Below are 11,429 nucleotides of genomic sequence, written 5' to 3'. Positions count from 1 at the left end.
GCGGATTTCACGAAAAATCTTGTAACAAGTTAGCTGAGCTCGCGCCGTGTCAAGTGCGACGCAGTTCTGCAGGAGCGGCCTCGTGTCGCGAAATGAGGACGTAGCCCTCACCGAAGTGGAGATCGTCGGCCTGTTTTCACTGATCTGACCTACGCCAGAACGGCCATTCATCAACTACGCACCATCCAGGATGAGGGTGGATGCCACTCTTTAGCCTGGGTACTCATGCCCGACCACCTTCACTGGCTGGTAGAGCTTGGAACGGGATCCCTCGCCAGTCTGATGTGTACCTTTAAATCACGCTGCAGCGTAGGTTTGTACCGTGCTGGGGCCGCTCGACAGCATATCTGGCAGCAAGGTTTTCATGACCGGGCCCTGCGCCGGGATGAGGATGTTAAGGCTGTCGCGCTGTACATCATTCGCAACCCAATACGCGCGGGACTGGTGCGCAGAGCTGGCGAGTATTCGCATTGGGATTGTGTTTGGCTGTAGCGGCCTCGGTGAGGGCTTCGCCCTCACTTCGCGACACAAGGCCGCTACGGTGTCCGCGCATGGCGCTTGTACGCGGTCCGTGTAGGGAGCATGTCGCTGTGGACAGAAAAATGCGGCGAGATGATCAGCTTTAAACGGGGTGGATCGGGGACGATCTTTTTCATGGCGAAACTCCTGTGCTCGGATAGGAACTGCCGTCCTCCTCGTCTCACAGAATTGGGTGGCAGTCGTACATGGTGTGAGACACGGGGCACAGGCAAACCCGGCCAGGCATACGCCTGTCCATATACGACCGCCATAAAACGGTTGCTTGCCTGTTGCCGGGTGTCTCACGCCCGTTCGCCCTATTCAGGCGACCCGACGACGTTAGCCCTGAGGCATTTCCCCGACAATACGGCAGCTTCCGCAGAGAACGTAGGATACTTCCGAAGGCCATCAAGCCTGAAGCGCTCAGCGTGAAGTTGGGAATGGTCTTACAAGGGCCCCGTGATGTCAGCAGGCCATATTCCACGGCAGCTCAAGCCCCGCAAGGGCTGCACAAAACAGCCTGGATTTGCCGTAATACTTTGTAATGTTTGCTCTGCGATTTTAGTTGTACGACGTCCTATCAGCATGTTCGACTGCGCCGGCTCTCACTACAAAAATAACGGAGACATCCAATGACCACCCTACCTTCCGTTGAGGGCAAAACTGCCGTGCCCTCGCAAAGCCGCCTCGGGCGCATCGCCAAGCTACTCGGCCCAGGCATCATCGCCGTGTTGTCTTGGCTGGGCGCAGGTGATCTGATCACCTCTTCCGTGGCCGGCGCCAACTACGGTTACGCAATGATGTGGGTGCTGGCAGTTTCGCTGCTGCTGCGTTACCTGATCGTCAACATCATCGCCCGCTTCCAGCTGTGCAATAACCAGGGCATGACCATTCTCCAGGGCTACGCGCAACTGCATCCGGTGTTCGCCTGGTTCATGCTCGGCTACGCGCTGATCATGGGCCACCTGATGAACGCATACATGATCAAGGGCGCCGGCGAATCACTGGCCATGCTGCTGCGCGTCGACTACCCGCTGCTTTGCTCGATGGCGGTGGTGCTGGCAGTGTGGATGCTGGTCGGGCGCAATATCTATTCGCTTATCGAAGGCGTGATGAAGGCATTGCTGGCGATCATGACCCTGGCGTTTCTGGCGCTGGCGGTGATGTCCGGGCCGGATGTGGCAGGCATCGTCAAAGGCACCATCGGCTTCAGCATCCCGCCTGACGAGGGCGTGCATGGTGCCATGCTGGTAGCGGTGTCGGTGATTGGCGCAGTGGCCGGTTCGGTGGCCAACTTCGTCCACCCCTACGTGATGCGCCAGAAGGGCTGGATTGGCCCGCAGCACAAGCGCGTGCAACGCAACGACCTGCTGTTTGCAGTATTCGTCGGTATCGTCATCAACCTGGCGATCTGGATCGTCGGCGCAGAAATCCTGCGGCCCAACGGCATCGAAGTGAAAACCCTCGGCGATCTGGGCAAGGCGCTGGAAATCTTCTTCGGCCCGATCGGTTGGTATGTGTTCTTCATCGGTGTGTTCGCCACCCTGTTCGCCAGCATTTCCGGCAAGACCACAGCCTTCCCGATGCTGATCACCGACGCCCTGCAGCACGTGCAGCCCAAGCGTCGCGAGCGTTATGGCAAGGAGTTCCACAAGGACCCGGCGCACCGTTGGTTCATGCTGTTCATCCTGGTTACGCCACTGATCTGGTCGATTCCGGGCATGCCTGACTTCGTCACTCTGACCATCGGCGTCAGCGCGCTGAATATCATTGGTCTGCCGGTGATCTCGCTGGGCCTGTTGATCATGTCCAACCAGAAATCGCTGCTGAGCAAGGAATACCGCAACAACCTGTTCGAGAACATCGCCCTGGCATTCGCCACCGGCCTGGCGCTGTGGGTAGCGTTCCAGCTGGGTGTGGAGCTGTTCAGCTAAGTCATCGTACAACACTGCTGTAAACACTCTGCGGGGCAGGTCCTGAAAGGGCTTGCCCCGCGTTTGTTTGCGGCCAGTGGGGGTTGATTGTCGCCATTGAAATGACAATGTGTCTCTGCACAGGCGGATTGTCTGCACTCACCCTGCCCTTCACAATGCGCGACCAACCTGATCCCGCTGCCTTCTTCGCAGCTCATGGAGTTCGAGCAATGCCACACGAAGGCAGCCTGCTACAAACCGCCGTCATCTTCCTTCTCGCCGCAGTGATTGCCGTGCCGCTGGCCAAGCGCCTGCAACTGGGCGCCGTCATCGGATACCTGCTCGCCGGCGTGGCCATCGGCCCGCAGGTGCTGGGCTTGATTCGCGACACCGAAAGCGTCGCGCACATTTCCGAGCTGGGCGTGGTGTTGCTGCTGTTCATCATCGGCCTGGAGCTGTCACCGCGGCGGTTGTGGCTGATGCGTAAAGCGGTGTTCGGCGTGGGTCTGGCACAGGTGCTGCTGACCGGCGCGATACTCGGCGCCATTGCTCTGTTCGGTTTCGCCCAATCACTGCCCGCAGCGCTGGTGCTGGGTCTGGGCCTGGCCTTGTCGTCGACAGCCTTTGGCTTGCAGACGCTGGCCGAAACCAAGCAATTGAATGCCCCGCACGGGCGTCTGGCGTTTGCCATTCTGCTATTCCAGGACATCGCCGCCATCCCGCTGATCGCACTGGTGCCGTTGCTCGCCGCCAGCGGCCCGGACGCCAGCCATGGCGACAGCCTGCAACACGGCCTGACCATCTTTGCCAGCATCGCCGTGGTCATCGTCGGCGGCCGTTATCTGCTGCGCCCGGTGTTCCGCATCGTCGCCCGCACCGGCTTGCCGGAAGTGTCCACAGCCACCGCACTGCTGGTGGTGATCGGCACTGCCTGGCTGATGGAGCTGGCCGGAATTTCCATGGCCTTGGACGCATTTCTCGCTGGCCTGCTGCTGGCCGACTCGGAATACCGGCACGAGCTGGAGTCGCAGATCGAGCCGTTCAAAGGGCTGTTGCTGGGCCTGTTTTTCATCAGTGTCGGCATGGGCGCCAACCTCAGCCTGCTGTTCGACACGCCGTGGCTGCTGCTCGGCCTGACCGCGCTGCTGATTGCAGTAAAGCTGCCAATGCTGATGCTGGTCGGGCGCCTGGGTGGCCTCAACACGTCAAATGCCCTGCGCCTGGGCGTAGTGTTGGCGGCCGGCGGTGAGTTCGCTTTCGTGGTGTTCAAGCTGGGCAAGGACCAAGGCCTGCTCGACAGCTACACCTACGACCTGCTGTTGATGACCATCACCCTGTCGATGGCCGCCACGCCGCTGTTGCTGATGGCCTGCGCACGCCTGCTCAAGCGCCCGCCTGCCACGCGTGAAGTGCCGGAACAGTACAAGGACATCCAGACCGATGCGCCGCGGGTGGTGATCGTCGGCATGGGCCGCATGGGCCAGATCGTCTCGCGCATCCTGCGTGCGCAGAAGATCCCGTTCATTGCCCTCGACACCTCGGTCGACGCCATTGAGATGACCCGCACCTTCGAGCAGGCGCCGGTGTTCTACGGCGACCCGATGCGCGCCGAAGTGCTGCACGCCGCCAAAGTCGGCGAGGCCGAATACCTGATCGTGACCACCGACGACCCCGAGATCACCACACGCACGGCAGAGCGGGTCAAACGTCTCTATCCACATCTGAAAGTGCTCGCCCGCGCGCGCAACCGCCAGCATGTGCACAAGCTGATGGACGTCGGCGCCGAACCGATCCGCGAGACCTTTCACTCCAGCCTCGAGATGAGCCGCCGTGCACTGGTCGGGCTTGGCCTGTCGGACGATCAGGCCGCAGATCGAATCCAGCGCTTCGCCGAACACGACGAGCAGGTACTCGAAGCCCAGGGCCGCATCCGCGACGACCGCGCCAAGGTCATGCAGAACGCCAAGGAAGCACGGGTCGAGCTGGCCCGGTTATTTGAGTCAGACGCAGACTGAGGCCGACTCAGGCCAACACCAATCGACAGATGGGCGGATGCTCCCGCTGCGCGGCCTGCCATAGATCGTAGGCCGCGCTCGTAACAAATCTCAAGCCAGTGCGGCTCACTCCCTCGGTCACAGCCACTGCGTGACCACAAAAAATCCCCCGCCCCCTCCACCCCTGGCCTGTTACGCTCCGTCTCGCTCGAGTCGCAAACACTCCGGCGCAGCAGCAAGCGACTGACCAGGAGACCCGCTTGGAAGACCTCAACTCGCTGTACTTCTTCACTCAGGTAGTCGAGCACGGTGGCTTTGCGCCTGCCGGGCGGGCACTGGACATGCCCAAGTCGAAGCTCAGCCGGCGTATCGCCGACCTCGAAGAACGCCTGGGCGTGCGCCTGCTGCATCGCACCAGCCGGCATTGCTCGCTGACCGAAATCGGCCAGGAGTACTACCGCCGTTGCCTGGCCATGCGGGTCGAGGCCGAGAGCGCCGCCGAGGTGATCGAGCGTAACCGCAGCGAGCCGCGCGGGCTGGTACGCATGAGCTGCCCGACCACCCTGCTCAACTCCTGGGTCGGGCCGATGCTGACTCGCTATATGCTCAAGTATCCGCGGGTCGAGCTGTTCATCGAAAGCACCAACCGCCGCGTCGATTTGCTGCACGAGGGCTTCGATGTGGCGCTGCGGGTGCGCTTTCCGCCGCTGGAAAACACCGACATGGTGATGAAGGTGCTGAGCAACAGCACCCAATGTCTGGTCGGTCGGCCGGCGTTTCTTGAGCAACTGCCGGCAGGCTTCGATCCACAGCAGCTCAGCCAGCTGCCGAGCCTGCACTGGGGCGGCGCGCAGCGGGAGTATCAGTGGGAGCTGTTTCAGGGCGAGGACATGAGCCGCAGCATCGTCATCCCGCATACGCCGCGAATGGTCACCGATGACCTGTTTGCGCTGCGCCATTTTGTGGTGGCGGGGATCGGTATAGCGCACTTGCCAAAGGTGGCCGTGCGTGAGGATCTGGCCAGCGGGCATCTGGTGGAAGTGCTGCCGGGCTGGAATCCGCGCTGCGGTATCGTCCATGCGATCTTCCCGTCGCGGCGTGGCTTGCTGCCGTCGGTACGCTCGCTGATCGATCACCTGGCGGAAGAGTTCGTGTCCTGCGACATGGCTTGAGCAGGCATAAAAAAGGGGCCCTTGCGGGGCCCCCGGATCAAATCAGAACGCGAAACACGAACAGCCCAGCGAGCCCCAGAAGCCCTGGAAGTCACTCACCGGCACACTCGATTTGCGCGCCTTGTCATGGCTGTGAGCATGCACCCCACACGGCCCGGAACACTGATGCGGCATCGCTGCCAGCGACGGTGTGCCCGCCCGCCAGTGCCCCGGCACCTTAGCCACCGGCGACCACTCAGGCAACACCGGCACCTGCGCCGGGCTCAACTTGTCGAACTCGGCCGCGCCGTACACGACCTTGCCATCGACAATGGTCAGCACCGACTCGATGCTCTTGATCGCCTCTTCACTGACGCTGAAGAAGTCCAGCGACAGCGCTGCCAGGTCAGCCAGCTGGCCGACCTTGAGCTGGCCCTTCTTGCCCTGCTCGCTGGAGAACCAGGCGCTGCCCTGGGTGAACAACTGCAGCGCGGTGTCGCGGCTCAGGCCTTCGGGGTACAGCTCCATGCCGCCGACGGTCTTGCCGCTGACCATCCAGTACAGCGAGGTCCACGGGTTGTAGCTGGAAACCCGAGTGGCGTCGGTACCGGCACCGACCGGCACGCCCATTTCCAGCATGCGCTTGATCGGCGGGGTCTGTTCGGCGGCCTTGGCGCCGTAACGGTCGACGAAGTACTCACCCTGGAAGGCCATGCGGTCCTGAATGGCGATACCGCCGCCCAGGGCACGCACGCGCTCGATGTTCTGCGGGGTGATGGTTTCGGCGTGGTCGAAGAACCACGGCAGGCCGTTGAACGGGATGTCGCGGTTGACCTTCTCGAACACGTCGAGCATGCGCGTGATCGACTCGTTGTAGGTCGCGTGCAATCGGAACGGCCAGCGCTGCTCGACCAGATGGCGGACCACCGGCTCCAGCTCTTCTTCCATGGTCTGCGGCAAGTCAGGGCGCGGCTCGAGGAAGTCCTCGAAGTCGGCGGCGGAGAACACCAGCATCTCGCCGGCGCCGTTGTGCCGGAGGAAGTCGGTGCCGCTGTGCAGCTTGACGCTGGAGGTCCACTTGCGGAAGTCGTCGAGCTCTTCCTTGGGTTTTTGCGTGAACAGGTTGTAGGCGATGCGCACGGTCAGCTGGTTGTTGTCGGCCAGCTCCTGGATCACCGAGTAATCGTCGGGGAAGTTCTGGTAGCCACCGCCGGCATCGATCGCGCTGGTCAGGCCGAGGCGGTTGAGTTCACGCATGAACTGGCGGGTCGAGTTGACCTGATACTCCAAGGGCAGCTTCGGCCCTTTGGCCAGAGTGGCGTAGAGGATCATCGCGTTGGGGCGGGCGATGAGCATACCGGTCGGGTTGCCGAACTTGTCGCGCTGGATCTCGCCACCGGCTGGGTTGGGGGTGTCCTTGTCGTAGCCGACGGCTTTGAGCGCGGCGCGGTTGAGCAGCGCGCGGTCGTACAGGTGCAGCAGGAATACCGGGGTATCGGGGGCTGCCTGGTTGATCTCTTCAAGGGTTGGCATGCGTTTTTCGGCGAACTGGAACTCGTTCCAGCCACCGACTACCCGCACCCACTGCGGAGTTGGCGTGCGCGCCGCCTGGTCCTTGAGCATGCGCAGGGCATCGGCTACCGAAGGCACGCCTTCCCAGCGCAGTTCCAGGTTGTAATTGAGACCGCCGCGGATCAGGTGTAGGTGCGAGTCGTTGAGACCGGGGATCACCGTGCGCTGCTTGAGGTCGATGATCTGCGTGCTGTCGCCGCGCAAGGCCATGGCCTCGGCGTCGCTGCCCACGGCGAGAAAACGCCCGTCCTTGATGGCCACGGCGGTGGCGGTTGGGTTTTCACGGTCGACGGTGTGCAGCTTGCCGTTGAACAGGATCAGGTCGGCGGTCATGGGCAAATCCTCGGATAGGGGGCGGGAGCGGCGCGGAGTGAACCGCGCCGCCTCGGTGGCTTACTTGGCCAGGAACGCCAGCAGGTCTTCGTTCAACTGCTGCGCATGGGTGACCGCAAAGCCGTGCGGCGCGCCGCTGTATACCTTGAACTCCGCGCCCTTGATCATTTCTGCTGCGCGCTTGCCGGTGGTTTCCATCGGTACGATCTGGTCGGCGTCGCCGTGGATGACCAGGGTCGGCACATCGACTTTGGCCATGTCTGGCCGGAAGTCGGTACCAGAGAACGCGCTGACGCAATCCAGAGTCGCTTTCAATGACGCCAGCAGGGCGATATTGAGGGTCTGCGCCTGCACTCCGGCGGAGACCGCCTGGCCTTTGTTGATGCCGTAGAACGGGGTGGCGAAGTCGGCCAGGAACTGTGCACGGTCGGCTCTGAGGCCCGCCTGAATGCCTTCGAACACCGAAGCATCGACGCCATCCGGGTTGCTCTCGGACTTGCCGAACACCGGTGTTACTGCGCCGAGCAACACCAGCTTGGCCACCCGCTCGCTGCCATGCCGACCGATGTAGCGGCTAACGTCACCGCCACCCATGGAGAAGCCGACCAAGGTCACGTCGCGCAGGTCGAGGTGCTCGATCAGCTGGGCGATGTCGTCGGCGAAGGTGTCGTAGTCATAGCCGGTCCACGGTTGGTCGGAGCGACCGAAGCCACGCCGGTCAAAGGCGATGGCGCGGTAACCGCGGCTGGCGAGAAACTCCATCTGGGTGTCCCACATGTCCGCATCCAGCGGCCAGCCATGGCTGAACAGCACGGGCTTGCCGCTGCCCCAGTCCTTGAAATAGATCGAAGTGCCATCGCGGGTTACGAACGTGCTCATATCGGTATCTCCAGAAAATTAGGTAGGGGCTTGCACAGCGTAGCGTCAGAAATGTTTCAACCACGTAGCCAGTTGGCGCAGCGGCGGGTTACCCACGGCATGATGAAAAACACCACCGGCAGGATCACCAGCAGGTTGCCGATCAGGTTGCCAATGACCGGTCCGGCCAGTTGCGGCACGCGAGTGAACAGCGGTGCCAGCACGATCGGTACCAACATGGTCAACGGGCAGATCACCAGGTAGGTCAGCACGGCCTGCTTCCAGCGCGGCGGCGCTGGGGTGCTGCTGCTGGCCGGGGTGAACCAGAACTCCGGGTCGTCATGCACATGGGTGTGGTCGCCGTCTTCAAGCAGCGGCAGAACCTCGCTGACCAGTGCCTGGCGTTCAGCCGAATTGACCCATGCCTGCAGCAGTTCAGCATCGGCAAAACGCACCACGGTGGTGAAGTGGCAACCACCGCCATCGGGGCGGATCACGTTGACGTCGAGGTGGCCCGGCTGCTGGCGGGCGGTGGTTACCGCGCGCTTGAGCCATGTCTCGTACTGCGCCAGCGCGGCGGCCCGCGCCTTGTGCTGGATGACCAGGGTCACCACGTTGCGGTTATCGACGGTTGCACTGTTCATGGGTGTTCCCTGGGCAAAGGCGGCTGGCCATGGCCCACGCTGTTGCTGTGGGCCGGCGCTGGGTTGGGGACGCGGCTTATTTGCCGGCGGCGGTCAGGGCGCTGTAGGTGGTCATCAGGTTGCGGTAGTCCGGGATGTGGTTGGAGCACAGCGCGCCGAGGCCTTCGATGTCGTTCCTCCAGTCGCGGTGCAGTTCACAGGCCACGCCGAACCAGTTCATCAGTTGTGCACCAGCGCTGCTCATGCGGTTCCAGGCGGCGTCACGAGTGATCTCGTTGAAGGTGCCGGACGCATCGGTAACCACGAACACATCGAACTCTTCTTCGAGCGCCGACAGCGCCGGGAACGCCACACAAACCTCGGTTACCACACCAGCGATGATCAGCTGCTTCTTGCCAGTCGCCTTGACCGCCTTGACGAAGTCTTCGTTGTCCCAGGCGTTGATCTGGCCAGGGCGAGCGATGTACGGCGCATCCGGGAACAGCGCTTTCAGCTCGGGGATCAGCGGGCCGTTGGGGCCTTGCTCGAAGCTGGTGGTGAGGATGGTTGGCAGGTTGAAGAACTTGGCCAGGTCAGCCAGGGCCAGCACGTTGTTCTTGAACTTGTCCGGCTCGATGTCACGTACCAGCGACAGCAGGCCAGCTTGATGGTCGACCAGCAGGACTACGGCGTCGTCTTTGTTCAGGCGGTTGTATTTGAAGTTGTTCATGGTTTGGTGCTCCGCAAGGGTCTTGGTTTCGAGTGAGTTGGGTGTTTCGCGTTGATGAGTAAAGATTAAAACCAAGCCCTTTGTGCGACTAGATAGTTAAATTTGTCTTTAGCGTTCTATTTTATGAACGATGGTGATTGCGGCCTATTGTTGCGACTACGGCCCAGTTGCTTGTCCCCCTCACCTGCTCTTTACTACCCCTCAGCCCTCCCCCGCACCGAGACCGTCATGCTGGCGTTCATCCAGTCCTACCCGCTGTTGCTCGGCACCTGTTTGATCCTGCTCGATGTGCTGCTCTGGCAATTGATCCCGCTGCAGCGCCAGCCTTGGCGCATTGCTGCGCGTCTGGCGATCTTCCTGTCTTTCAGCGCGGTGTTGGTGGCCGCGGGGATGAGCCCATTGCAGCCGCCACCGTGGGTGGATGATGTAGCGCGGAATCTGTTGGCGACGGTGCTGGCGATTGGCTGGTGGCTGTTTGCGGCGCGGACGGTAACGGTGGTGTTCGGCGTGCTGCTGGTGGCGCGCGGCAGCCATGGCGGGCGCTTGTTGCAGGACGTGCTCGGGGCGCTGATCTTTCTGGTGGCAGTGGTGGCTGCGGCAGCCTATGTGCTGCAGTTGCCGGTCAAAGGGCTGCTGGCGACGTCAGGGGTAATGGCGATCGTGATCGGCCTGGCATTGCAGAGCACCTTGAGCGATGTGTTCTCGGGGATCGTTCTGAATACCACGCGGCCGTATCAGATCGGCGATTCGATTTCGATCGATGGCACCGAGGGCAAGGTGGTCGATATCGACTGGCGGGCAACGCGGATGATCACTGCCAGCGGCAGCCTGGCGGTGGTGCCCAACTCGGTGGCGGCCAAGGCCAAGCTGCTTAATCACAGCCGCCCGGTGGATCGGCATGGGCTGAGCATCACCGTGGTAGTGCCGGCCAAAGTGCGCCCGAAGCGGGTGTTCGACGCATTGGAAAAAGCCCTGCAGGGCACCTCGGCGTTACTCGCCACGCCTGCGCCCAAGGTCTCGGTGAAAGCCTCGAGCCTGGAGTCGGTGGAGTATGAAGCCAGTGGTTTCATCGCCGACATGGCACGCAAGGGCGAGGTGCGCAATCAGCTGTTCGACCTCGCCCATCGGCACCTGGAAGCCAGCGGGGTGATCTGGAATGCCGACCTGGCCTCAGCGCCACGCAGCCGCCAGCGCGAGCTGCTGGATGAGGTGCGCCTGTTCCGCTCGCTGAGCGGCGACGAGCGCGATGAGCTGAGCCAGCACATGACGGCGGTGGAGTACCTGGTCGATCAGGTGATCCTTGGCATCGGCGAGCGATCGCAGCATGTGTTGGTGATCGCCAGCGGCGTGGTCTCGGCGTCGGTGCGCGATGGCGAGCGGCTGGTCGAGGCCGGGCGCATGGGGCCGGGCGAGCTGCTGGCCATTGAAGGTTTGGTCGATGAAGAAGAGTCGGCGGCGGAGTTCCGCACCCTGAGCGGCTGCGTGCTGTACCGGATCGACAAGGAACAGCTGCGCAGTTGCCTCGACCAGCGCAGCGACGTACAGATGGCCTTGACCAAGCTGCAGCGGTTCCGCCGGCAGAGCCGCGATTCACTGTTGATGCAGAAACCGGTGCTGGTCAAGAAAGGCGGCTTTCTCAGCTGGCTGCTGTAGGAGCGGCCTTGTGTCGCGAAAGGGCCGCGTAGCGGCCCCAGATTTCAGCTTCGCCGCGGGTATCGCCGGGCCAGCTACGCTGG

8 protein-coding genes and 1 pseudogene are annotated in these 11,429 nt (G+C 62.3%); 5 read left to right on the top strand and 4 right to left on the bottom strand.

From position 1 onward, the window contains the following. Positions 1-120: 120 nt before the first annotated feature. From FW789_RS11935 to FW789_RS11920, 4 genes and pseudogenes are all read left to right on the top strand, one after another. A pseudogene (locus tag FW789_RS11935) lies at positions 121-492 on the top strand (REP-associated tyrosine transposase); the annotation flags it as partial. 659 nt (positions 493-1,151) lie between these two features. Further along, the gene (locus tag FW789_RS11930; RefSeq protein ID WP_103435591.1) at positions 1,152-2,453 is read left to right on the top strand and encodes an Nramp family divalent metal transporter; all 1,302 of its coding nucleotides are present in this window, start codon (positions 1,152-1,154) and stop codon (positions 2,451-2,453) included. Positions 2,454-2,662: 209 nt separating this feature from the next. After that, positions 2,663-4,447 (top strand): monovalent cation:proton antiporter-2 (CPA2) family protein, encoded by a 1,785-nt coding sequence (locus FW789_RS11925; protein WP_446431491.1) that lies wholly within the window; start codon positions 2,663-2,665, stop codon positions 4,445-4,447. A 239-nt stretch (positions 4,448-4,686) separates the two neighbouring features. After that, the gene (locus FW789_RS11920) at positions 4,687-5,598 is read left to right on the top strand and encodes a LysR substrate-binding domain-containing protein (protein ID WP_103435587.1); all 912 of its coding nucleotides are present in this window, start codon (positions 4,687-4,689) and stop codon (positions 5,596-5,598) included. Between the two features lie 42 nt (positions 5,599-5,640). On the opposite strand, the gene FW789_RS11915 is transcribed toward FW789_RS11920, so the two are convergent. The 4 genes from FW789_RS11915 to ycaC all read right to left on the bottom strand — a co-directional run bounded on the left by FW789_RS11915 (position 5,641) and on the right by ycaC (position 9,693). Continuing rightward, positions 5,641-7,482 (bottom strand): amidohydrolase, encoded by a 1,842-nt coding sequence (locus FW789_RS11915; protein ID WP_340612478.1) that lies wholly within the window; start codon positions 7,480-7,482, stop codon positions 5,641-5,643. 60 nt (positions 7,483-7,542) lie between these two features. Beyond that, positions 7,543-8,361, bottom strand: a complete 819-nt coding sequence (locus FW789_RS11910) for an alpha/beta fold hydrolase (protein WP_207072866.1) — start codon at positions 8,359-8,361, stop codon at positions 7,543-7,545. 56 nt (positions 8,362-8,417) lie between these two features. Then, complete coding sequence (locus FW789_RS11905; protein WP_446431490.1) at positions 8,418-8,984, bottom strand: antibiotic biosynthesis monooxygenase; 567 nt, start codon at positions 8,982-8,984, stop codon at positions 8,418-8,420. Positions 8,985-9,060: 76 nt separating this feature from the next. After that, positions 9,061-9,693, bottom strand: coding sequence for an isochorismate family cysteine hydrolase YcaC (gene ycaC, locus FW789_RS11900; RefSeq protein WP_101322920.1), 633 nt, complete (start codon positions 9,691-9,693; stop codon positions 9,061-9,063). Positions 9,694-9,921: 228 nt separating this feature from the next. Here ycaC and FW789_RS11895 point away from each other — a divergent pair, with 228 nt between their 5' ends. Continuing rightward, on the top strand, positions 9,922-11,346 hold the full coding sequence (locus FW789_RS11895) for a mechanosensitive ion channel domain-containing protein (protein ID WP_446431489.1): 1,425 nt from the start codon (positions 9,922-9,924) through the stop codon (positions 11,344-11,346). Positions 11,347-11,429: the final 83 nt, after the last annotated feature.

This window comes from Pseudomonas sp. 1121_17, assembly GCF_052850745.1.
This window is presented reverse-complemented; position numbering and strand designations above follow the sequence as displayed.

What these genes read in the sequence shown, in the direction of transcription:
- ycaC (WP_101322920.1), bottom strand. Translation starts at nt 9,693, where the DNA reads ATGAACAACTTCAAATACAACCGCCTGAACAAAGACGACGCCGTAGTC.
- FW789_RS11895 (WP_446431489.1), top strand. Translation starts at nt 9,922, where the DNA reads ATGCTGGCGTTCATCCAGTCCTACCCGCTGTTGCTCGGCACCTGTTTG.
- FW789_RS11905 (WP_446431490.1), bottom strand. Translation starts at nt 8,984, where the DNA reads ATGAACAGTGCAACCGTCGATAACCGCAACGTGGTGACCCTGGTCATC.
- FW789_RS11930 (WP_103435591.1), top strand. Translation starts at nt 1,152, where the DNA reads ATGACCACCCTACCTTCCGTTGAGGGCAAAACTGCCGTGCCCTCGCAA.
- FW789_RS11915 (WP_340612478.1), bottom strand. Translation starts at nt 7,482, where the DNA reads ATGACCGCCGACCTGATCCTGTTCAACGGCAAGCTGCACACCGTCGAC.
- FW789_RS11925 (WP_446431491.1), top strand. Translation starts at nt 2,663, where the DNA reads ATGCCACACGAAGGCAGCCTGCTACAAACCGCCGTCATCTTCCTTCTC.
- FW789_RS11910 (WP_207072866.1), bottom strand. Translation starts at nt 8,361, where the DNA reads ATGAGCACGTTCGTAACCCGCGATGGCACTTCGATCTATTTCAAGGAC.